Consider the following 23,765-nt stretch of genomic DNA (forward strand, 5'->3'; position numbering starts at 1 on the left):
TCATATCGTGTTCATGGATGCCGCGCTCATGCAGGTCATCGATAAAACCATAGTCCATCCTTGGACCAAGGTCCGCAAACAATAGTTTTTGCATCTTGATCAAAGTCACTACATTCATACTGTAGTTTGACATGTCATCTATTATGTTCTGCGGACTCTCTACCAGACTCACGTAAAGACCGACTTCTCCAAGTGCAGCTCCCTGTGCAAGATATTGGACACAGAAAGTGGTTTTACCACTTCCGGGGGGCCCGCTGAGAAGGTAAACACGTTCCGAGAGTAATCCTCCTTGCAGGATTTCGTCAAGACCATCTATTCCAGTTTTAATTCTCATAAGGTGCCCTCAGCAAATATATCTAAGTTTATTATATTTACGACGTGCATATATATTACTGTTATTATTCAGGAGATAGTATACATAACAATATTATACATGATAGTAGTCTAATAGGGTACTGGAATGCGACATATTGAAATTACTTGAAAAACATCATTTATCTATGAACCTTTCAGAAGTAGTTGCTGTCCTAGAACAACTGGCCCCTCCGGAGCTGGCGGAGGATTTCGATATCGGTAGAATAGGATTGACCCTGGATCTCGAGAATGATATTCAGAAAATAGCCGTCTCCCTGGATCCCACAAAATATGTGCTGAAAAGGGCCGCAGAGATAGATGCAGACATGCTTGTGACCCATCACACCCTTATCTTTCATCCGCTGAACCTTATAAAGAAACCTCTTGCGGACATCCTCAAAATAGCTATGGACAATAATATTTCATTATACTCGATGCACACCAACTTTGACAAAGCAAAGAATGGCATCAATGATGCGCTTGCGAGGAGGATTGGTCTCTCGAACATAATTGATACGGACATCGGAAGGATAGGAACTATAAGTCCGTGCCCTGCAGAAACCTTTGTGAACCACGTTGCGAAAAGCCTGAACACTCATGTCCAGTTCACTGGCCAGAGAGAGGAGATCAGCAAGGTGATGGTCTTTGGAGGGAGCGGCTTTAAGGACGAGTATCTTTCAGTCGCAAAAGAGCACGGGGTCGATGCCTACGTTTCCGCTGAACTGAGGCATGACGTCATGCGCTCATGGGAAGACATGCTGCTTATTGACGCAACGCATTATGCAACAGAGAATCCTGGGATGCAGGACCTGTGTCCCCAACTGAAGGAAAGGCTCAGGCTGGATGTAGAGTTCATTGATCACAACCCCTTCATAGAAGTGCTTTGAGGATGCATGTCAGACAATAAAGTTCACATTGACGAGGATGAGCTGGAGGAAATGCTGCAAGACCAGTCAAAGCTCAAAGAGAAGCCAAAACACAGGGGATACGGAGATTATGAGAGAAAGGGCATTTACAGAGGGCCTTCAGTAAAAAAGTGATGTGGTAAAGATGCAGATCATGATGAACCTGGTCCTTCCTGCCTGTTATCAATGACCTTTTTCCCGCGCTCTGCAGGGATTATTTTCAGATCTCCGCCATTAAACTCATTTTTAAGGGGGTCGATCGATGCGATCCTGTCCAGTGTAACGGCAACGGCAGCAACCTCTGAATGAGGCTGGTTGCCTACCGCAACGTTCCAGTCCGCCATTTCATATATCTCGAAGGGAACCTTCTCAGCCCCCACAACAACCATGAGATCTTCACACTGCCCGATATCACCCACAACATCAGGCAGGTTCACACCATACATGGATAAATGGCAAACTTTACCACCCTCTTCTTTCCACTTCCTGATCTCCGTCTTCCAATTCACATCGTTCTTAACATAGAAATTTCCGCCCCATCTTTTTGCAACATCGAGTATGTTGTCTGCAAGCTTGCGGTCATCTGATGCCAGCAGCATACCCTCGGCACCAAAAGCCCTTGCAGTAAGGCCTACGTGAGTGGTTATTCTTTTATCCCTCACCGGGCGGTGGCCAAGTCTTAAGATAACGATCCTTTTCATCATGCACCTTTGCTCAGAGTCCCTTGATCTCATCCACTCTTTCTATGAGCATACCCTCAACGAATATAGGCGGGAACTCTCTTGCATATCTTACTGCGTCTGCAAGTTTCTCTTTCTTGTCGGCATAGACTGTGAGAACCGGCTGACCTTTCTCCACGGACTCACCGCGCTTTTTGTGTATCAGGACACCTGACCCCTTGTCATTGGGAGCTCCTGCAGAACGCGCCAGATGAACAATCCTCTTGTTATAGAACTCAATTATGTATCCATTGGAAGGTGCCAGGATCTCTGCAGTGTACTGGCCCACAGCTATGTCCTTGTGGGTGATGTCAGGATTTCCACCCTGTATTGCGATAATCTCTTTCATTTTTGCCAGAGCTTTGCCATTTCTAAGGGTTTCAAGGGCAAGTTCTCTACCCTGACCACGAGGTGCGGCTCCTCCCATCTCAAGCAGCATGCCTGCAAGAATGACACTCTTCTCAATAAAGCTGTTAGGGCCTTCCATAGTCTCAAGGACCTTCAGGGCTTCTCTTACCTCAAGTGCAGGACCCACAGTCCTTCCCACTGGCGAGGCTCCATAGGTCAGGGCGCAGTCCACATCCATGCCCAAGCGCTCTCCAAGACTTATGAGGTCTCTTGCAAGTTTGCGTCCGGCCTTTACATCAAGTATCTTCGTGCCAGGACCTATAGGTATGTCAATGACTACCTTCTGAGCTCCGACAGCACCCTTTTTAGCCATGATGGATGCAAGCAGCTGGCAGTGGGGATCAACAGAAAGTGGGTATTCTATCTTAATGAGCTTGTCATCGGCAGGTGCAATATTGGTTCCGCCGCCCCATACAATGACCCCTCCGACCTTCTCGGTCATTTCCTTGATCTGTGCAGCCGTAAAGTCCACTGGCGCAAGTATCTCCATGAGGTCAGCAGTACCTCCCGCCCCGGTTATGGCACGTGAGCTGGTCTTTGGGATAAGCAAGCCATTAGCTGCAACTATCGGGACTATGAGAAGGGTTATCTTATTTCCCGGAACCCCTCCTATGGAGTGCTTGTCCATTATAGGGGAACTTGCGAACTTTATCTGCTCACCGGTTTCGATCATAGCTCTTGTCAGCCACTCGGTCTCATCATCCGACAGGTCTCTTATATAAGTAGATGTAATGAATGCAGCGAGCTCAACATCGCTAAGGTTCTCTTCCACTATATCCCTGACAAGCAGATTTACCTCATCCCGGTCCAGTTTCTTGCCATCCATTACCTTCCTGACAATATGTGCAGACTTGGGTTTCTCCGCAGGCTCAACTTCAACAGCCTCGGTCCACTGTTTGCCGAGCTGCTCCTGCACCTCATGATACACACCTATCATTCCCGGAGCTATCATGTCCTCGGTAAAATCCACGATCGCAGTTAAGGTGACATGATTGCGCACCCTTACCCTGTCACCTTCATAGACACCAAGCTCCTTGGCATCCATTGAATTCATCACAACTTTGTATTTACCGACCTTGATATCAATGGGTTGTACTTTTAACTGCATGATCACACCTTTAGATATGTCAACTGCATTAATAGATATATAACTAAGGGTAAAATGTTTATGGCAATTTACCTGGTTAGTGGCACTTATTTGGAGCTGGCTGCCTGGCTGCCGGCTTGATACTGAGTGACATAAGCTGCGTGTACCTGCACACATCCCGAGATACTGCATGACCACTGCTCTTAAAGCCAATAAATAACGATACAATTCCATGAATTATTTCATGCAGACGGCCATAGATGAAGGCAGGCACGGGATGGATCATAATCACGGGGGACCATTCGGTGCGGTAATAGTGAAGGACGGGAATATCATCTCAAAAGCCCATAATGATGTGCTCAGGACAAATGACCCTACGGCTCATGCGGAAATACTGGCTATCAGGCAGGCCTCCGAAGTCCTTGACAGTTTTGACCTGTCAGAGTGTGAGATATACGCCACCTCGGAACCATGTCCCATGTGTCTTGCTGCTATTTTCTGGGCCCGCATCAGGACTGTCTATTTCGGCTCCTATAAGGAGGAAGTAGCGACAATAGGATTTGATGACAGCCGTTTCTATGAGCTGCTAAAGGGAAATGGTGATGGTTCGGAACTCAATCTGGTCAATGTTGAGAGAGATAAATGTGTGGAACTGCTTGAACGCTGGGAGAGGAAACCTGACAAGCAGATGTATTGAATACAGAGAATGCGGAACAGAGCGACTCTGGGCATGTCACTGCCAAATGTATGCTATTGTGAATACATAGATTATTATATAACCCTACCGATGATTCATCGGACGGCAGACTCTTCAAATTGAAGAAAAATACTTCAAACTAAAGGTTGTTTACACTCCCAATGATAATAGGTGTGCTTGGACCCAAAGGTTCCTATACGGAAAAGGCGGCTCAACAGTGGCTTACTGAAAAACGCATTAATGAGTGCGGCAGTAAATGCAATAATGGGCCTGAGGATGACAGTTTATCCCTGCAATATTGCGAAGATATACAGGATGTTTTCTCATTCATTCGAGACGGTTCTTTGGATTTAGGCCTTGTACCTGTGGAAAATTCCATTGAAGGGTCCGTCGGGATCACTCTTGACATGCTCCTAGAACATGATGTTACAATAGTCGGGGAAACTGTTGTTGCGATCGAGCACTGCCTCCTGTCAAAAGGTAGAAAGGAAGATATCAGGATAATTCTCTCGCACCCTCAGGCCCTTGCCCAGTGCAGGCATTTCCTTAAAGAGAACTTCAAAGGAGTTGAACTGCGAACCACGGGAAGCACATCCCACGCCGCACGGCTTGCCACGGAGTTTGAGGAGATGGCAGCTATTGCATCCCGCGAATCTGCTCAGACTTATGGCCTGAATGTCTTGTTATCCAATATTCAGGACAGGGAACACAATCACACCCGTTTTCTTACTATAGTGCGCTCGGATCATCCTGCCACATACCCCAAACAGAATGGTGGCGACTGCGCATACAAGACATCAATAATAGTATATCTGGACCGTGACAGGCCCGGGGCTCTTTATGATATACTGGGGGAATTTTCCCTCCGAAAGATAAATCTCACCCGGATAGAGTCCAGACCATCCAAGAAGACGCTTGGAGACTACCTGTTCTACGTAGACCTGGAAGGTAATACAAGCGATGATATTATAAAAGAAGCAATATATAATGTAGAGTCAAAAGTCGGCATGCTCAAGATGCTTGGGTCGTACCCGGCATTTAAACCGGTATGAACCCGACAGGAAAGAGCAAGCAAGGACTTCAAAGCGGTGCTTAAAATGGATATCAGGAAATTCGTGCAAACAAAAGAAGCTGCCCTGAAGAAGTACCGCAGGACCTATAAACTGCTTGACTTCCTCACCATCCTGACACTTTTTTACACACTCATGGTAGTTCTGAGCGTCGACCAGGCACTCCCGCTCATCCGCAGTTTTGAGGTTCGTCTGGAAACTTCTTATGACGTAGCTGGGTTGAGTATAGCTTTTGCAACAGTGGTGCTTCTGGCGGTATCCGCATTATTATCTTTGCTACTGACTTTAATCGTGCACAGGAAAGACGACAAGACTGGCGCTATCCTACTGATTGAGAAAAAATATCCCAGCCTGCGGGAAAGGCTCCGCACTGCTTATGATAATAAAGATGTTGACAACATAATTGTCAATGACCTTGATCAAAAAGTATTATTAAGCATTGCACAACTCGGATCAATAGTGCTATTGAGTAAAAAAATTCTTACTCTGGCGCTGATGGGAGTTGTAGTTTCAAGCACAATTGTTACTGTTGTTACATTCTACGACATAAGGATAGGGGATATTACAACAAATGACTGGAAGGACCTGATAGACAATCTCCCCTTCGTTCCGGACAGCTCAAACGGGGATGACTTCTTTGAGATAGATGAAGACAGCGAAGAAAGCACGGGTACAGAGAACCTTACAGGGCCTTCTGCAGTCATCGTGGTAGAGGGGAAGGAAGTTGACCTTAGCCTACCCCCGGGATCCGGAGTCGGCTTCAGTCCGGGTAATGATACTGAACAGGATACGGACTTTGTACCATCCTCAAGTTACGAGATCGATGCTATATCCTCGGAGACTTACTACGAAAGCTTCCCGGCGGGCTATGAAACTGTGATCAAGTCATACTTCGAGAAGATGGCGGAAAAATAACAGGGCTTCCTGTCAAATTACTGAATTACATTTACCAATACATCCAAAGGACGAGAACAAAGGAGAAAACTAATGGCTAGCGACATTAACTCAAGGGATCTGACACAAACATACAGGGTTGCCGGAGATATGTTTGGCACCCTTTTCAGGGAAATCGGAAAGGTGGTTGTCGGTCAGAACGATACCGTAGAGCAGATAATTATTGCGATACTGTGCAACGGGCACGCCCTGGTGGAGAGTAACCCGGGACTGGGCAAGACTCTTACCATATCTACGATCTCAAAGTCAATGGACCTCAACTTCAGCAGGATACAGTGTACCCCTGACCTCATGCCGGCTGATATCACAGGAACTCATTTCATCGAAGAAACCGGTGGCTCAAAACACTTCAAGTTCGAGCCCGGACCGCTCTTTGCCAACATAGTGCTCGCTGATGAGATTAACCGTGCATCGCCAAAAACACAGTCCGCACTCCTTGAAGCCATGCAGGAAAAGCAGATTACTGTCGGTAATGACACTTTCCTGCTGGAGCAGCCGTTCTTCATTCTTGCCACACAGAACCCTATAGAAATGGAAGGCACATTCCCGCTTCCAGAGGCTCAGCTTGACAGGTTCCTCCTCAAGATACTGGTGGATTATCCAAGCTACGAGGACGAGATAGAGATAGTGAACCGTTATACACGCTCCATAATGCCCAGCGTTGGCAAGGTTGTCAACAAGAACACACTCCTTGACCTGCAGAGGCTCACAAGGGATGTGCCTATCGCTGACGACATAAAGAGCCGTGTGATCAAGATAGTTATGACCACACGTATCAGGAGCGAGTTCATAGAGTACGGTGCTTCCCCGAGGGCTTCCATTGGCCTTATCCTTGCAGCAAAGGCACGGGCACTAATCAAGGGGAGGAACTACGTCAGCAATGAAGACATTGAGGCCATGGCCTATCCGGTCCTGAGGCACAGGATAATACTGAGCTTTGAATCCGAAAGGAAAGGGATAACAACAGACCAGGTTATCAGGAACATCCTCGAAAAGATCAAATGATCTTTCACTACTGAAGAAACACACAAATCCAATATCCGGCAATGAGCGACAAGAAACATACCATCGACGTTGACTTTTTCAGGCAGCTTGACCGCTTTACCTTCATGGTGAAGAAAAGGATGTCGAGCACATACGCTGGAAACAGGCGTTCCCTCCACAGCGGCAAAGGGCTTGATACGGTCGGCTACAGGGAGTACAACCGGGGAGACGAGCTTAAATCCGTGGACTGGAAAGCCTATGCGCGGTCCGAAAAGCTCTACGTGCGCCAGTTCGAAGAGGAAAAATCCCTCACTACCCATATCCTGCTCGATGCCAGCAAAAGCATGGACTACGGGAGCGGCGACATATCCAAGTTCGAATATGCAACGATGCTGGCAGCTGGTTTTGCATACCTTGTTACAAGGGACAATGACAAGTTTGCTATCTCAACATTCTCCCAGGACGTCGATATAACAAAACCGCGCCGGGGAAAGAGATACCTGTTGCAGATGATCGATAGGCTGGAGAACGTGCATCTTGAAGGCAGGACAGCCATTGATCAGGTCACCTCCCAGTATGTCAAAGCTATCAGTTCACGGTCCCTCATCATTATAATTTCAGATTTCCTTGATGATCCCGCATCTATCGAGTCAGCCATTTACCGTTTTGCTGACCATGACCTCATACTTATACAGGTCCTTGACAGGACAGAGAGCATGCTTACCCTGCACGGTCACAGTAAGCTGGTCGATGTCGAGACCGGAGTAAAGCTGGATACTTACGTCAGCGAGGACTTCAAAAGCGAATACCAGAAAAAGCTGACAGAGCATATTTCCAGGATCACTGCTGTGTGTGACAGGGTCGGCGCAGAATTCTATACCGTTACCACCGATGTACCTGTTTTTGATGCCTTCCTCAACACCATCAGCAGGAGGATGTGGTAATGCCTTTTGAATCACCCCTTGCGCTGGCAGCTCTTGCAAGCGTTATACCTCTTATACTGTTGTACCTGCTACGCCCAAAACCGCTCCAGGTGCTTGTGCCATCCCTGATGTTCCTTATGAATATCCGGGAGGAAAAAAAGCGGTTCTACACTTCGATAACAAAACTGATAAAGGATCCGCTGTTCCTGATACAGTTGCTTGTGCTGATATTACTGGCACTCGCTGCAGCAGCACCTTTCATCGAGACCCAGCAGCCTCTCAGCGGAGAGCATACGGTCATAATCATCGACGCATCCGCAAGCATGCAGACCGATAGCCGGTTCAGTGATGCGATCTCAAAGGCCAGTGACTATGTAAGTAACACGAACACTATAATCCTCGCAGAGAACGTACCCGTGACCGTGCTTTCATCTGCGGGCTCCCCGGCTGCCTATGAGACTCTGGATTCCCTGCAGCCAAAGGCAGTTGTCGCCGACATCTCATCGGCCGTTTCCGCGGGGATGAGGACGCTCTCGCAGGAAGGCGGAAGGATAGTTGTCATCTCTGATTTCGCTCACTGGGACGGGGACGACCCTGTGAACGCCAAGAACCTTGCCGAATCCTACGGATTACAGGTTGAATATGTCCTTGTGGGCAGCAGCACCGGCAATGTTGGCATTATCCAGGGAGAGATCTCGGCGGTGGAAGGAAGTTACACCTACACCGGTGTCTTGAAAAACTACAACAACGGCAGACAGAGCGTGAACCTGAATATTGTCAATGAAGGCGGAAGTGCACAGCAGGTAAGCCTGAGCGTACCTGCCCGCTCCACCCAGCAATTCAAGGTGACAAACCTGAAGACAGGCATAACTGAAGTAAGAATAGCCGCTTCTGACAGTCTTATGATTGACAATGTAGCATATATCTCAGTACCTCCTGCCTCTTCCAAGCAAATGCTGGTAGTTTCGGACACTGATAAACTCCCATCCCACACCGCTCTCTCGCTCATGCCCAATGTCCAGACCAACCTGCTACAGGGCGTACCTGGAGACCTTTCGAAGTATAGTGTCGTTGTCATTGCCAATAAGCGGAGGGCCCTTGCATCCAATGAGGTATCCACTCTTAACAGCTTCATCAGGGGAGGCGGAGAAGTCGTTTTCATAGCAAGTGAGGCCCTGTCCGCGAACAAAGCAGGAACGGACCTGCAGAGCTTGCTGCCTGTAAGCACAGGTAATGTTGTGAGTGCTGAAAGGGGTGTGACTCTCAGGGTGTTGCAGGAAACAAGACTCAGTGAGGATATTAAGTTCAATGAGGTCGCAGTCTACGAGTACCTTAATGCTACCGCACGAAGGGATGCAACAACCCTTGTGGCTACCACTACAGGTACTCCTATGCTTGTCTACAGTACTCTGGGAGAGGGCACAGTGGTCTATCTGGGGCTGAACGATGCCCTGGGCGAGGATGCCTGGAACAATTTCCACAACCTGCCTGAGTATCCGGTGTTCTTGTTCCAGCTGGCAGGATGGCTTGGAGGCACCGGGAGCATCTCGGATTATAACTTGAAGACAGGCGCCGTATCCGCACTTGCCAGGGAACAGGAGATACAGACGCCAAGCGGCGTGCAGACCACAAACCGGGTGCACTATAATGAAGCGGGTGTCTATACAGCGGCAGGAAAGAGGGTCGCTGTCAACCTATATAATGACAGGGAATCCGACACAACCCTTACCGGGCAGGATGTCATAGACCGCTCAAAGACAAAGGATTCTCCCGGCATCGTACGAGCCAGCAGCTACACCGCAAAGAACTATCTGGATACATATATGATAATCATAGTTTTCCTACTGGTCATGCTTGAATTGATGATAATCAGAAAACGGGGTGAGCTGTAATGGTAAGCTTCGAGCATCCGGAAATGTTCTGGCTTATTCTGCCTGTCCTGATAGGCGGGATATACCTTCTCAGGAAAGCCACAAAGAAAGGCCTCATCATTTCCAGGATCATAGTTGTGGCACTGCTTATCATCGCACTGGCTTCGCCCTATACACTCAGCCCCAGGGTGACTGTGGACGACAATCCCAACATTGTCCTGATCTCCGATGAAACGGACAGCATGAACATCTTTGACAAACAGGCTGCAACCAATCTGTATGAATCACTTGCAGCAAAGACACCCACGACACTTGTCCGGCTCACCGGGGATAAGACTGCCCTGGGGGATGCAATTATGCAGTATTCCACAGGAGATAACCAGATAGTAATGGTTACTGACGGGAACAGTAACAGAGGAGCTGACCTTGAAGATGCCCTGAAGTTTGCACAGGACATGGGGACCACGGTATACTATGTCCAGCCGGAGCTTATTTCCAATGATATCACCGCCCAGATCACAGGCGACAAGACAGTCATCGTGAACAACGAGAATCAGTTCAACATAGTAATCTCACAGGCAGGCAGCGAGGAGATAAGCTATAACTATGAAGTCTATATCGACGATGAACTTGCTCAAAGTGGCACTGGATCTCTAACTTCAGAAAAAAAACAGGACTCAAAACCGATACAAAACGGCAAAGTCAAGTTCTCAAAACTCGGAAAGCATACAATAAAGCTAGTAGTCACGCCTTCCCGTGGTGACACTGATGAGATTAATAATGTTTTCTATAAATCCGTATACGCTATCCCGAAGCCCAAAATAACAGCCATCGGTCTTGAAACCGGTTCCCCACTTGCTGATTCATTGCAAAAACTCTATGCTGTCTCAACAGCAACGGACCTGTCCAATATAGATGACAAGAAGGCGATAGTGATTGACAACACACACGCCAATTCCTTCTCACAGAGCGATGTGACAAAACTCAAAGCTTTTCTTAATGACGGACATGGAATCGTAGTAGTCGGCGGGGACCGCTCGTATAACTACGGTAACTATCTTGATTCTCCGATCGAGGAGATACTTCCTGTAGTATCCAGGCCAACTGACTGGACCGGAGGACGGAATGTGGTAGTGTTGCTTGACGTTTCTTTCAGTACGGCTGCACATGGCACGCAGGGAGATGTTCTTGGAAATGCCATCCATATACTTGAGAACGAGAATCTGCGCGACGCCTATATGGGAGTCATCGCCTTTGGTACCGAAGGTTATGATGTTTCGGACGGGCTTGTTTACCTTGGAACAGCCTCAAATCTGGAACTGCTCAGGTCAAGGATAACAACTCTTACTCCTGCATCAACAAGCCAGACATCGCTCAATGAAGGCCTTCTAGTTGCACAGGACTGGCTTGATAACGAGGCAGGTGAACTCGATATCATAATAATATCTGACGGAGGCATAGAGCAGTCATACACCAGCAGTCTTGCTATTGCGAAGGAGATAAAGGGTGAAGGAGTGAACCTCTATTACATCCATATCAGATCAAGCGCACCTTCACAATATAACCAGAACCAGGTAGCTTTTGCCCAGCTTCTCATGCAAGAGGTCGATGGAGTCTATTTCAAACTGGAGCAGGGCGAAAGGGCTAATATAGTCTTCAATGAGCTGCCAGAACCATCAGGAGAAGAGAACGAAACGGCATTCGGTTCATTCCCCCTCATAGAACTCAATACGCAGCATTTCATAACACGCAATGTTGAAGTTGGGGGTGAGATTACCGGATACAATGATGTCACGCCCAAGGCTGGCGCCGACAGGCTGGTTATCACAGCCACAGGTAAACCCGTACTCACTACATGGAGATATGGCCTGGGGAGGGTCGCAGCCATCACAACTGATAATGGTGAGCGAGGCGGGAACAGATGGGGAACCGCACTATATTCCGGCAACAATTCAAAAATGGTCCCCTCAACTGTGAACTGGGCCATAGGCAACCCCCGCGAGGAAACGGGTGCAGTTGTGGAAGCTCCGGATACATGGTACGGCACACCTGCCGATGTGGTGCTTACAATGTATGACACCGGCATCCCTATCCTGAAGCTCAACGGCAACAATGTTGATCTTTCCCTTACAGGGAACAATGTATATGAAGCGAGCGTCAGTCCCAACACTATCGGAGTTCATGACCTTTCGGGTTATCCGCTGGCAGTCAACTATGCGCTGGAATATCGCGACGTAGGGCTCAACGAGGAACTGCCTTCCCTCATCATGGCCTATGGGGGCAACACATATACAGAAGATGAGGCGCGTGCCAGCCTCCTTACAGAAGCCCAGCAAAAATCCCAGAAACTGGTGCGCGATATCGTCAGCCATAAGATGTATTTCCTGCTTGCCGCCCTTATTATCTTCCTAGGTGAAGTTATCGTCAGGAGGATCAGGGAAATACGGGAAATGAAGAAAATGCAAAGCGAGATGCAGGACTAAACCAGCCTGCATAATTCTTTTTTAGATATTCACCCTGCCTTGCAAGAATCTTTTGCTACGGAAGTTGTTACCAAACATGATAACAAACTATTTAGCTGTGCCTGTAATTGAAAATACTATCTGCCTGTCGTATCAATATGTTACGGACTGGTTTTTTTGATTAAGTGCCCTGTTCTCACAAGCTCTATTGCAATCTTTTATTACTATTGAGCATAAATTCACAATTGTTATATGCGAAATTAATATATACTGGTTCAAACTACTATACTCTTACGTTAAAATCATACACACACAGAGGAACAGTAAATGAATAACAAGGAATATGGATTCAATACACTTGCCCTTCACGCAGGGCAGGTGCCTGACCCTACAACAGGTTCAAGGGCAGTGCCGATATATCAGACAGCAGCTTATGTCTTCAAGGATGCAGAGCATGCAGCCAGTCTTTTCGAGCTTAAGGAATTTGGCAACATCTATACAAGGATGATGAACCCTACCACCGATGTCCTTGAAAAAAGGGTCGCAGCAATCGAAGGCGGCACCGGAGGGCTTGCTGTAGCCTCGGGCATGTCTGCGATAACTCTGGCCATCCTCGGGGTGACCGGGCCGGGAGACGAGATAGTCTCAGCCAACAATCTGTACGGTGGCACTTACCAGTTATTCAACAATACCCTGCCCAATCTTGGCAGGAAGGTCAGGTTCGTTGATTCCACAAAGCCTGAGGAGTTCCGCAAGGCCATCAATGAGAAGACAAAGGCCGTGTATACAGAGATCATCGGTAATCCCAAGCTTGACATACCTGACCTTGAAGCAATAGCAAAGATAGCACATGAAGCAGGGGTGCCGCTCATTGTGGACAACACTGTGGGTATAGGCATTACAAGACCTATTGACTTCGGGGCCGACATAGTGGTGCTTTCGGCCACCAAGTTCCTGGGAGGGCATGGGACAACAATCGGAGGTATCATAGTCGACTCCGGGAAGTTCAACTGGGATAACGGAAAGTTCCCCGGACTGACAGAACCTGACCCAAGCTATCATGGCCTGAGATACTGGGAGACCTTTGGAAATTTCCCTGAGCTTGGCAACATAGCGTTCATCATCAAACTCCGGGTACACCTGCTGCGTGACCTGGGACCGGCCCTAAGCCCGTTCAGCGCCTTTCTTCTCCTCCAGGGTCTTGAGACACTGCCCCTCAGAGTGGAAAGGCACAGCACCAATGCCCTCCAGGTCGCAAAGTTTCTCAGCGCGCATCCGCTTGTGGAATGGGTCAATTACCCCGGCCTTTCGGACCATCCAAGCCACGGGCTCGCAGGAAAGTACCTCCATGGAAAATACGGAGCTATCCTGGGATTCGGTATAAAGGGAGGACTTGAAGCCGGCAGGAAGTTCATTGACAGCGTTGAACTGCTCTCCCATCTCGCAAATATCGGGGATGCAAAGACCCTGGTCATCCATCCTGCATCCACTACCCATCAGCAACTGACCGCAGAGGAAAGAAAAGCTACAGGTGTGACCGATGATTTTATCAGGATCTCAGTAGGACTTGAGGATGCCAGGGACCTGATCGCAGATATAGACCAGGCGCTGAAGAGGTCGCAGTAATATGAAGAACGAATCATTGGGAATTGTTGAGACGCAGTATTTTCACCTTCAAGAAGACCTTCAGCTTGAAAGCGGAAAAAAACTGTCTTCTGTGACGCTGGCCTATGAGACCTACGGAAACCTGAACACCGACAGGAGTAATGCGATATTGGTATGTCATGCCCTCAGCGGAGATGCACATGCAGCCGGCTGGCATGCCGGGGACACAAAACCCGGATGGTGGGATACGATGATAGGCCCGGGCAAAGCGCTTGATACGGACAGGTATTTTGTGATATGCTCCAATGTCCTGGGAGGATGCAAAGGCTCCACAGGGCCATCAAGTATCAACCCGGCCACTGACAAGCCTTACAGTATCGATTTTCCGGTGATAACCATAGGTGATATGGTGAAGGCGCAAAAAGCGCTCACAGACCACTTTTGCATCAAAAAGCTTTTTGCTGTCATCGGGGGCTCCATGGGCGGTGTACAGGTGCTGCAGTGGACGGTATCATACCCGGACTCCGTGAGCAAGGCGATAGCCATAGCAACAACCTCACATTCATCCCCCCAGCAGATAGCCTTCAACGAGGTAGGCAGGATAGCTATAATCTCGGACCCCAACTGGAGCGAAGGCAATTATTATTCCCAGAGCCCGCCGGTCCACGGTCTTGCACTTGCCAGGATGATTGGCCACATCACCTACCTGAGTGATGATTCGATGCAGCATAAGTTCGGAAGAAGGCTTCAGGGCAAGAACAAATATGATTTTGACTTGGCTTTCGATTTCGAGGTGGAGAGCTATCTCCATCATCAGGGCCAGTCCTTCACTAAGCGGTTCGATGCCAACACCTACCTCTACATAACCAAGGCACTTGACTATTTCGACCTTACCAGGAACGGCTCGCTCAGGGAAGGTTTAAAGGATGTCCAGGCCAAATTCCTTATAATAGGAGTCAGTTCGGACTGGCTGTATCCGCCTTACCAGTCCAGGGAGATTGTAGCCGCGCTGAGCGCAAACGACAAGGAAGCCATTTACAGGGAGATAGAATCCAACTACGGGCATGATGCGTTCCTCCTGGAGACCGGACAGTTGAATTACCTTCTTACCAATTTCCTGTCTCATGTAACGGTTGCAGATATCATGAAAAAGGATATTGTCTCCATCAGGGAAGGAATAAGCATCGAAGAGACAGCCAGGGTGATGTGCAGGGAAGAGATAACCCACCTGCCAGTGGTTTCCCAGAATGGCGAGCTTGCCGGGATAATCACCTCATGGGACATATCCAAAGCCGTTGCCTTGAAATATACTTCCCCCGAGCACATAATGACCAGGGAGGTCATAACTGCAAGTCCTGAAGAGACAATCGAAAACGCAGCAAAGAAGATGCAAAAGATGAATATCTCTGCCCTGCCTGTGGTTGACGGAAACAGGAAGATACTGGGTATTATAGGCAGCGATGAGATCAACAGGCTCATCGGTGGCTATATCTGAATCTATTTTTCCCTTCTTTTTTCTTTTTTGTATGAGAAACGGTACTTCTGTTTTTAGATTTTTGTTGCAGTACTTAGAATCATTTATATTGACTGCTGCTTTAATACAGTACTGTTGTAAAACAGAGGTGCTACATGATCGACTTTGCCTGTAAGGAGTTTAAGATAGAAGCTGTCATCAAATGCGGGTTAAACCTGACAAAGGCTGACCTTGAGGTTTTGAGACATTTTCTCCAGTTCGGCCAGAATTGGCTTAACACCGAGCATATTGCAGAGGATCTCGGATTGAACCTTTCAACGGTCCAGAGAAGTGTAAAGAAATTATATGAACGTAACATCCTCATCCGCTCCCAGAACAATATGGATGGCGGGGGGTACTTCTTTGTCTACAAGATTCGCAGCAAGAAGGAGATAAGGGAGCTCATAATGCAGATTGTCAACAGCTGGGTGAACAGGGTCGATACTGAACTGCAAATCTGGGCTGAAGAAAAGCACGAAAAGAAGTGATCATGCTGACAAGCCCAACAAATGAAAGTCTCTTACTCAAAACCTCCATTCAAAATCTGAAATCAAGAGTGTAATCATGCTTAAAATAACTCCATATCTGGGCATTTTTGTCCTTATAGTATCCATCGCCGGACTCTGGTTCCCATTGCTTGGCTATTTTCTGTTGCTGGTCTTTGCCACACTTATGATCACCAGTATCTTCAGAGGACGGTGGTTCTGCGGGAATCTCTGCCCCAGGGGAAGTTTCAACGACTTCTGGGTGAGCAAGATATCCAGAAGCAGAAAGATACCAAAGCCTCTCAGGAGCTTCTGGATAAGGGTACCCATACTTGCACTGATGATGGTATTCATGGGCTACAGGCTCATGTCAACACAGGGAATTGTAAATCAGATCGGAATGGTCTTTGTCGTCATGTGTCTGATAACAACTACGATAGCACTCATTGTAGGTGTCAATTTCAGTCCGCGCACATGGTGCACCTTCTGTCCCATGGGAACCATGCAGAACATCATAGGTGGTCACAAGTACAGGCTCCATGTCGATGACTCAAAATGCATTGATTGCAACAAGTGCGAAAAGAAGTGCCCCATGCAGCTTGAGGTGCATACCAACGACCACAAACCGGATTGCATAAAATGTGGGAGATGTGTTGTAGCTTGTCCTGCAAAGGCACTGGCATTCAAAAGCTGAGTCTTTGGTTGGATACATGTATCCTTGATGTAAATTGTAGAAAATAAGAAAAAGATATTCAATCCCCTTCCTTTAAGAAGGGGCAATTAACTTTTGAATAGAATTTAGAGTTAATTTTTATAATTGAATTTATCTATCTATCAGGCTATAATCCTGTTTATTCAGAACCAGTCTCTATCATGAAAGTCTTTTCCAGTTCCATACTTTCATCGGTTTCAGCAACTGACACGGCTTTCTTAATTCTGTATTGCCCCTCTTCTATTTCATCCACAAAGACTTCTTCAGGAGTGAATCCCTGCGTGAATACTTCACCGGGTGCCAGGATGATCATATCCATTGTCACGACCATATCCATCTCTACAGGTTCCCATGCCGCAATGCTCGCATTGTAGAATTCAATATCGAAATTACGACCGAACATGAGGTTAGTGTTGCCTGTGTTCCTTATATCGAATTCGATAAGATCGGACATGCCAAAAGTATTCTGGGACATTTCTATAACTGCACCGGGTATGAGTTCACCATTAGTATCCTCATTACCAGGTTCATTGTCCAGACATCCTGCAAAGAATACGAAGAATGCCACCAATGCGATAGACACTACCGGAATCCATTTTCTCTTTGAGTTCTTTTCTTGCATCATTTTCTTTTTGCCCATAGTTATCATGCACTTAAACGCCATGAAAAGTGATAAATGATTCTATAGCTACGGATTTATTCGCAGCTACGGTCTTTTTTGGCATAGGAGGTACATATATTCCGGCCTTTTTTCATTATACGTTAGCAAAGAATTTAACCTTCCACACCATAGTATTTTCAGGGTAATAGGGTTCATATGAAAAGCAGATCTGTGGTTTTCATGGCAGCATTGCTGCTCATTCTCATGTTAAGTGGTACGGCATCCGCCCTGACAGCAAGGAGCGGTGGAACTGTTGTAATAGATGATGTGATAGAGGATGACGTCTATATAGCCGGGGGCAATGTCCTGATAAGCGGGACAGTTGTCGGCGACGTCGTGATAGCCGGGGGAAGAGTAGAGATCAGCGGTAATATCACAGAAGACCTCACTGTTGCAGCAGGCGAGGTTGTTATAACCGGGAGTGTCGGTGACGATATAAGAGTTGCAGCAGGCAACCTGACCTTCAACGGGGATGTGGAAAGCGACCTTGCCCTATTCACCGGCGATACGTCCATTGGCAGGGAAGCACTTGTGGGCGGAGTGCTTGCGTTCTCAGCCGGCCAGATGGAAATGCTTGGGAATGTCACATGGGACCTTACAGGCTCAGTTGGCACCATGGTACTTGGAGGTCATGTTGGCGGAAATGCCGAACTTCAATCCGGGAGCCTTGTAATGCTGCCGGATGCAAGAATAGAAGGCGATCTTCGATACACTGCTCCCGAAAGGATCGAAGTTCCCGAAGGAGCGGTCGGAGGAGAGGTCTATTACAACATGATGTCCGACAGAAGCGGGGAAGTTGGAGCTCTTATGGTCCTCTGGTGGATAGCCAGCTATCTCGCTCTTGTTGTTATCGGTCTTGTGGCCCTGGCTATTTGGCCTGACAGGATGCAACGCCTGGCACGAAGAACATCAGAAAATCCGGGAAAAGCTTTCCTGACAGGGTTACTGGTAGTGATAGCAGCTTTCGTCATCTCTGTGCTGCTAATGTTCACGATCATAGGAATACCCTTTGGGTTGATAATACTGATATTGACCATCATCCTGCTTTATGTAGTGAGGATAATTACAGGGCTCTGGCTTGGAAAGTGGATGTTCGCTAAAATGGGAAGAATGCAGAGACCATGGGTGGAACTTGTATTCGGGCTCTTCGTACTGCTGCTGGTAAGTGCCATCCCGATAATAGGGTGGCTTGTTAACCTGGTCGCTACCTTGATACCGGTCGGGAACCTGGCTGAGGAAATAAGAAAGCATTTATGAGATATCTGCAGGTTATGGGATGGATGAATAAGAGAAGATGTTTGCATAAAAGTCAAAGTATAAATATTAAAGAGTATATCAATGCTTTTAACAAGCAGAGTTTTTAATATTCCCTTTTTTAAGGGAGGTTCATTTCGAGATGCAAAAGATATGCACAGACATCATTATTGATGCGCCTGCCGGGAAGGTATGGGGCATTCTGACTGATTTTGAGAGTTTTGATAATTGGAACCCTTTCATACGGGTCAAAAAAGGAAAGCTTGAAACCGGCGCGCAGCTAGAGGTTCTGCTCCAGCTGCCAGGGCACAAGCCCATTACCATGAAGCCAACTGTAGTAAAGGTCGAACCTGTCCGCGAATTTCGCTGGTCTGGCAGCATGTGGGTGAAAGGTTTATTTGATGGCGAACACGCTTTCAGGATAGAGGAGCTGGATGAGAACAGATCACGCCTGATACAGTGTGAGCGATTCAAGGGGGTGATTGCACCTCTTATCCTTCACATAATAGGAGAGGACGTGCAGAAAGGATTTGAATCAATGAACCTCTCTCTTAAGAAAGAAAGTGAAAAGGCCTGAACTTCAGATATAGTTCGCTCTTGGCCTTATGACTCTGTTATTGGCGTATTGCTCAAAATAATGAGATACCCAGCCTGATACTCTCCCTGTTGCAAACACAGATGTCGCAAGTTCGGGTGGGATATCAAGGTACTTGTACACTACCGCAGAATAGAAATCCACATTAGGAAAGATAGGTTTCCCTTTGGTTGCCATGAACTCACGGTACATGGTATGCTCCAGGTTCTCAGCTACATCGTACCAGTGGCTATTCCCCTGTTCATCTGCGAGCTGTCTTGCGATATCCTTGAAAAGTTTTGCCCTGGGATCGCAGGTCTTATACACCCTGTGGCCAAAGCCCATTACTTTTTGCCTGTGCAACAGCTTATCAAGCACATACTTTTCAGCATTTTCCGAGTTAGATACCTCATCAAGCATATTCATCACACCTTTACGGGCACCGCCATGAAGGGGGCCTTTTAATGTGCAAAGACCTGTTATCACCGCGGAATATATGTCTGCCATCGTTGAGGCTGTAATTCTCAGGGAAAATGTGGATGGGTTAAGTTCATGCTCCGCACTCAGGATGAAATCCTTCTCAATAGCATCAGCTTCGAGCTCAGTAGGCACTTTTCCTTTTAACATATAAAGGAAATTGGCGCCATGGGAGAGATTCTCATCCGGAGCGATCGGAAGCTGTCCGGTCTTGTACCGGTGCACTGATGCAACCAGGGTCGGGAACTTTGCCACGAGCCGGATGGATTTGCTCATGTTCGCTTCCATTGAGCTATCATCCTTTTCCGTATCCATATGGGCAGAGCAACAGACAGCTGTTCTCAGTGAGTCCAGAGCTTCCGAACCATAGTTACAGACATTCAATACATTCAATATATCACTACTGATGTACCGCTCACTTCGGAGCTTTTTGGAATAGTCATCAAGTTCCTTCTTATCCGGAATCTTTCCGTATATCAGAAGATATGATACTGCATCATAAGACATCTGTTCCAGTCGTTCAACTTCAATCCCCCTGTATTTCAATATCCCTTGCCTACCGTCAATGGAACATATGCTGGTATCCAGAGCTAAAACATCTTCAAGTCCTTTTTTCGTATCTTGCATATAAGTGCCCCCTACGCAGGAAATCTACGTTTTGGTAGAAAGACGTCCAAATGGATTGGACATGCATTTATAGAGTCACTAGAAGTCCTTATCAAATTGACAGGACATTATTCAATTAATGAGTAAAGCACATTAAGTATGTGATTAAATGCGATTAACAGGTAAAGGGGATTATTCCCCTTTAACCCTATCCCTCAGGAACTTATGCAATATTCCGCCATTCCTGTAATATTCTATCTCAATGGCAGAATTCAGCATTACGATCGCATTGAAGTGTTTTGGCTTATTTTCACCTTCCGTGGCAACAACAGTAAGCTCACCAAATGGCTGCAATCCGTCAATTCCCCGGATCTCGAAAGTTTCCCGGCCTGTCAGCCCCAGGCTTTCAGCGGTCTCGCCATCCCTGAATCTAAGTGGCAGCACTCCCATACCAACGAGGTTGCTGCGGTGTATCCTCTCAAATGACTCTGCAATGACCGCTTTTACACCCAGCAGCTGTGTGCCTTTTGCGGCCCAGTCTCGGGAACTGCCGGTTCCATACTCCTTTCCGGCAAGAATGATAAGTGGAGTGTGGGATTCTACATATTTCATTGCTGCCGGATAAATATACATCTCCTCACCCGTGGGGTGATAGAGAGTCCAAGCGCCTTCCTTTGCAGGGGTGAGCTTGTTCTTCAGGCGCACATTCCCAAATGTCCCCCTCATCATGACTTCATGATTTCCGCGTCTGGATCCGTAGGAGTTGAAGTTCTTCTCATCGACTCCCCTGGAGAGCAGGTACTGGCCTGCCGGATAGTTGGTACGTATGGAGCCTGCAGGAGAAATGTGGTCAGTAGTGATACTGTCACCTACCATTACAAGGACGCGCGCATCCTTTATGTCAGCCAGCGGGGCTGCTACAGGCGGGAAGTCCTTGAAGAATGGCGGCTCCTGTATATAAGTAGAGTCCTTGTCCCAATCATAAAGCAATCCGGAAGGAGCATTGAGCTCTCTCCAGAGCGCGGTTCCCTTGAAAACATTGGAATATTGCTTTTCAAACATCTCTGGGGTCACAAAGTCCTTTGTATAACTGTCGATCATTTCCTTCCCGGGCCAGATGTCCTTCAGGTATACAGGCTGCCCGTTAGGGTCACAGGCGAGTGGTTCTGTGGCGAGATCGATATCTACAGTCCCTGCAAGCGCATAGGCGACTACCAGCATGGGTGATGCAAGGTAGTTGGCCTTGACCTGGGCATTTATCCTGCCTTCGAAGTTCCTGTTACCGCTAAGCACTGCTGCAACGGTGAGATCCTTTTTCTCGATCTCCTTTGAAACGGCCTCATTGAGAGGACCGCTGTTGCCTATGCATGTAAGGCATCCGTAGCCTACAACATGGAAGCCCAGGGCCTCCATATATGGCATGAGGCCTGCCTTTGTGAGATAATCAGTAATGACACGTGATCCCGGCGCCAGGCTGGTCTTCACGAAGGGCTTGACCTTAAGACCACGCTCCACTGCATTCTTTGCAAGGAGCCCTGCCTCCATCATAAGCGATGGATTGGAAGTATTGGTACAGGATGTTATAGAGGCGATGACCACCGAGCCATGTGCAACGTTCATATCATCCGCACACTTCACCTTAGCGATGCCGGTGTGATGTGGTGCTGCAGCAATGCTGTAGCCGCCTTCCCCAAGCCATCGGCTGTAGTCAACATCCCCGTTGGGTGCTTTGCGGCTCTTTGCTTCAAAGGTTTCCTTCATTGTCTGGTGGAATGCTTTTGACATATCCTGCATGGCAATGCGGTCCTGAGGTCTCTTGGGCCCTGCAAGGCAGGGTGAGACTGTGCTCATATCAAGCTCCAGCGTTGAACTGAAAGCCGGCTCCGGGGAGGCCTCTGTCATGAAAAGGCCCTGTTCCTTGCAGTATTCCCTGACAAGGTTGATGTGCTCGCTGGTTCTGCCGGTCTGGAGCATGTAATCGAGTGTCCTCTCATCCACAGGACAGAAACCCATGGTCGCACCGTACTCAGGAGCCATGTTGGCCAGTATTGCCCTGTCAGCCAGGTCAAGTGTCCTGTATCCGGGGCCGAAGAATTCTACGAATTTACCTACAACACCATGTTTCCTGAGCATCTGCACAACAGTCAGTACCAGGTCTGTGGAATTGACACCTTCCCTTAGCTCTCCGGTCAGCCTGAACCCGACGACCTCGGGCACTGGCATATAGTAAGGCTGCCCGAGCATCACTGCCTCGGCCTCAATACCGCCTACTCCCCAGCCCAGCACACCAAGTCCGTTTATCATGGTGGTGTGGGAGTCAGTGCCTACAAGAGTGTCAGGATAAGCGATCACTTCAGAGCCTTTCTGCACAACATGCACCAGCGGAGCCAGGTATTCCAGGTTGACCTGGTGGATGATACCGCTTGCCGGAGGGACAACTCTCATATTGTCAAAGGCCTTCTGCGCCCAGTGAAGCACTTCGTAGCGCTCCTTGTTCCTGTGGAACTCGTATTTCTCATTGCAATGAAGCGCATAGGAAGTGCCGTAATAATCCACCTGGATGGAATGGTCGATAACAAGATCAGCGGGTATAACTGGATTGATCTTCTTCGGATCTCCCCCCAATCTCTGCATGGCCGACCTTATGGCAGCAATATCAACAACTGCAGGCACACCTGTGAAATCCTGGAGTATCACTCTTGAGGGAACAAAAGGAATATCAGATTCTGGAGCAGAGTCAGGGCTCCATTTTGCAAGGTTTTTGACGTCATCTCCGGTAATGATCTCTCCATCGATGTTCCTCAGGACCGCTTCAAGCAGGACCCTGATAGAGTATGGCAAGCCTGAAAGGTTAACAATACCAAGTTCTTCCAGTTTTTTCAGGCGGTAAAGAGTTATCTTTTTGCCGCCAAGGTCAAGAGTCTTTTTAGCCCCGAAGGGGTCATTAGCAAGAATACCTTCCATGAATGTCACCTATGGTAATTAACACGATTAATATAAATGGTTGTTTAAACGGCTTTTGTTTCCGTTATCTGTAATGCCGCATTAGCGATCTTCAAAGCCGGATAATGTCTTCACGGCCCTATCTTCCACATATTTATGATTGACCGCCCATAAAATCTACAGGAATATATAACTTTGCCTGCTTACAGCACTTATGAACGCCGGAGTCGACAAGGTCAGATTTCCGGAGCTCCTGGTAAGCAAGAACAAGACCGTACTAATCAGCACCCACGACCCCCCTCCTGGCCCTGTAGGTGGATTGCGGCTGGTCATTAAAAACGACAGAATCTTCAAATTTTTAATGACAACGCCGGATGAGAAAAAGCATCTTCAGAGTCTCAAAAAGATCGACTGCAAACTTACTCTTCTCTGGAATCATCTGAGGGCAAGGGAAGAGATTGATTGGAATGATTTGGTGGTGTAGGTTGATTTCATCGAGAT

Annotated in this window: 22 protein-coding genes; 16 read left to right on the forward strand and 6 right to left on the reverse strand. The window is 47.7% G+C overall.

Annotation, left to right across the window (positions count from 1 at the left end):
• Positions 1-334: ATPase domain-containing protein (locus Q8J68_RS00840; RefSeq protein ID WP_305309679.1), on the reverse strand; the 334-nt coding region annotated here is incomplete at its 3' end.
• Positions 335-500: 166 nt separating this feature from the next.
• On the opposite strand from Q8J68_RS00840, the gene Q8J68_RS00845 reads away from it, so the two are divergent.
• On the forward strand, positions 501-1,241 hold the full coding sequence (locus tag Q8J68_RS00845) for a Nif3-like dinuclear metal center hexameric protein (protein ID WP_305309680.1): 741 nt from the start codon (positions 501-503) through the stop codon (positions 1,239-1,241).
• Positions 1,242-1,247: 6 nt separating this feature from the next.
• Positions 1,248-1,394 carry a hypothetical protein gene (locus tag Q8J68_RS00850; RefSeq protein WP_305309681.1) on the forward strand — a complete coding sequence of 49 codons (147 nt, stop codon included), beginning with the start codon at positions 1,248-1,250 and terminating at the stop codon, positions 1,392-1,394.
• A 17-nt stretch (positions 1,395-1,411) separates the two neighbouring features.
• Here Q8J68_RS00850 and Q8J68_RS00855 read toward each other — a convergent pair whose 3' ends face one another.
• Both Q8J68_RS00855 and Q8J68_RS00860 read right to left on the reverse strand, forming a co-directional pair.
• The gene (locus Q8J68_RS00855) at positions 1,412-1,960 is read right to left on the reverse strand and encodes a tRNA (cytidine(56)-2'-O)-methyltransferase (protein ID WP_305309699.1); all 549 of its coding nucleotides are present in this window, start codon (positions 1,958-1,960) and stop codon (positions 1,412-1,414) included.
• Between the two features lie 13 nt (positions 1,961-1,973).
• Entirely contained in the window at positions 1,974-3,494 is a 1,521-nt protein-coding gene (locus tag Q8J68_RS00860; protein ID WP_305309682.1) for an AMP phosphorylase, read from the reverse strand.
• Between the two features lie 211 nt (positions 3,495-3,705).
• Between Q8J68_RS00860 and Q8J68_RS00865 the strand changes: the two genes are divergently transcribed.
• The 11 genes from Q8J68_RS00865 to Q8J68_RS00915 all read left to right on the forward strand — a co-directional run bounded on the left by Q8J68_RS00865 (position 3,706) and on the right by Q8J68_RS00915 (position 16,731).
• Entirely contained in the window at positions 3,706-4,170 is a 465-nt protein-coding gene (locus Q8J68_RS00865) for a nucleoside deaminase (RefSeq protein ID WP_305309683.1), read from the forward strand.
• Positions 4,171-4,331: 161 nt separating this feature from the next.
• Complete coding sequence (gene pheA / locus Q8J68_RS00870; protein ID WP_305309684.1) at positions 4,332-5,222, forward strand: prephenate dehydratase; 891 nt, start codon at positions 4,332-4,334, stop codon at positions 5,220-5,222.
• 45 nt (positions 5,223-5,267) lie between these two features.
• Positions 5,268-6,155, forward strand: coding sequence for a hypothetical protein (locus Q8J68_RS00875; protein ID WP_305309685.1), 888 nt, complete (start codon positions 5,268-5,270; stop codon positions 6,153-6,155).
• A 72-nt stretch (positions 6,156-6,227) separates the two neighbouring features.
• Positions 6,228-7,199, forward strand: a complete 972-nt coding sequence (locus tag Q8J68_RS00880) for a MoxR family ATPase (protein WP_305309686.1) — start codon at positions 6,228-6,230, stop codon at positions 7,197-7,199.
• A gap of 41 nt (positions 7,200-7,240) precedes the next feature.
• On the forward strand, positions 7,241-8,122 hold the full coding sequence (locus Q8J68_RS00885) for a DUF58 domain-containing protein (protein ID WP_305309687.1): 882 nt from the start codon (positions 7,241-7,243) through the stop codon (positions 8,120-8,122).
• Entirely contained in the window at positions 8,122-9,993 is a 1,872-nt protein-coding gene (locus Q8J68_RS00890) for a VWA domain-containing protein (protein ID WP_305309688.1), read from the forward strand. The genes Q8J68_RS00885 and Q8J68_RS00890 overlap by 1 nt, the downstream gene beginning before the upstream one ends.
• Entirely contained in the window at positions 9,993-12,455 is a 2,463-nt protein-coding gene (locus tag Q8J68_RS00895) for a hypothetical protein (protein ID WP_305309689.1), read from the forward strand. The genes Q8J68_RS00890 and Q8J68_RS00895 overlap by 1 nt, the downstream gene beginning before the upstream one ends.
• A gap of 306 nt (positions 12,456-12,761) precedes the next feature.
• Entirely contained in the window at positions 12,762-14,060 is a 1,299-nt protein-coding gene (locus Q8J68_RS00900; protein WP_305309690.1) for an O-acetylhomoserine aminocarboxypropyltransferase/cysteine synthase family protein, read from the forward strand.
• A 1-nt stretch (position 14,061) separates the two neighbouring features.
• Positions 14,062-15,534, forward strand: coding sequence for a homoserine O-acetyltransferase (locus tag Q8J68_RS00905; RefSeq protein ID WP_305309691.1), 1,473 nt, complete (start codon positions 14,062-14,064; stop codon positions 15,532-15,534).
• Positions 15,535-15,668: 134 nt separating this feature from the next.
• On the forward strand, positions 15,669-16,040 hold the full coding sequence (locus Q8J68_RS00910; RefSeq protein ID WP_305309692.1) for a MarR family transcriptional regulator: 372 nt from the start codon (positions 15,669-15,671) through the stop codon (positions 16,038-16,040).
• Positions 16,041-16,116: 76 nt separating this feature from the next.
• The gene (locus Q8J68_RS00915) at positions 16,117-16,731 is read left to right on the forward strand and encodes a 4Fe-4S binding protein (protein ID WP_305309693.1); all 615 of its coding nucleotides are present in this window, start codon (positions 16,117-16,119) and stop codon (positions 16,729-16,731) included.
• Between the two features lie 157 nt (positions 16,732-16,888).
• Here Q8J68_RS00915 and Q8J68_RS00920 read toward each other — a convergent pair whose 3' ends face one another.
• Positions 16,889-17,389 carry an immunoglobulin-like domain-containing protein gene (locus Q8J68_RS00920; protein ID WP_305309694.1) on the reverse strand — a complete coding sequence of 167 codons (501 nt, stop codon included), beginning with the start codon at positions 17,387-17,389 and terminating at the stop codon, positions 16,889-16,891.
• Positions 17,390-17,566: 177 nt separating this feature from the next.
• On the opposite strand from Q8J68_RS00920, the gene Q8J68_RS00925 reads away from it, so the two are divergent.
• Positions 17,567-18,667 (forward strand): hypothetical protein, encoded by a 1,101-nt coding sequence (locus tag Q8J68_RS00925; RefSeq protein ID WP_305309695.1) that lies wholly within the window; start codon positions 17,567-17,569, stop codon positions 18,665-18,667.
• A 139-nt stretch (positions 18,668-18,806) separates the two neighbouring features.
• The gene (locus Q8J68_RS00930; protein WP_305309696.1) at positions 18,807-19,241 is read left to right on the forward strand and encodes an SRPBCC domain-containing protein; all 435 of its coding nucleotides are present in this window, start codon (positions 18,807-18,809) and stop codon (positions 19,239-19,241) included.
• A 3-nt stretch (positions 19,242-19,244) separates the two neighbouring features.
• On the opposite strand, the gene Q8J68_RS00935 is transcribed toward Q8J68_RS00930, so the two are convergent.
• Both Q8J68_RS00935 and acnA read right to left on the reverse strand, forming a co-directional pair.
• A complete protein-coding gene (locus Q8J68_RS00935; RefSeq protein ID WP_305309697.1) occupies positions 19,245-20,342 on the reverse strand; it encodes a citrate/2-methylcitrate synthase in 1,098 nt (365 codons plus the stop codon).
• A 171-nt stretch (positions 20,343-20,513) separates the two neighbouring features.
• Positions 20,514-23,285, reverse strand: coding sequence for an aconitate hydratase AcnA (gene acnA / locus Q8J68_RS00940; protein WP_305309700.1), 2,772 nt, complete (start codon positions 23,283-23,285; stop codon positions 20,514-20,516).
• Between the two features lie 193 nt (positions 23,286-23,478).
• On the opposite strand from acnA, the gene Q8J68_RS00945 reads away from it, so the two are divergent.
• The gene (locus Q8J68_RS00945) at positions 23,479-23,748 is read left to right on the forward strand and encodes a hypothetical protein (protein ID WP_305309698.1); all 270 of its coding nucleotides are present in this window, start codon (positions 23,479-23,481) and stop codon (positions 23,746-23,748) included.
• Positions 23,749-23,765 lie beyond the last annotated feature (17 nt).

The organism is Methanolobus sp. (assembly GCF_030682845.1).
GTDB lineage: Archaea > Halobacteriota > Methanosarcinia > Methanosarcinales > Methanosarcinaceae > Methanolobus.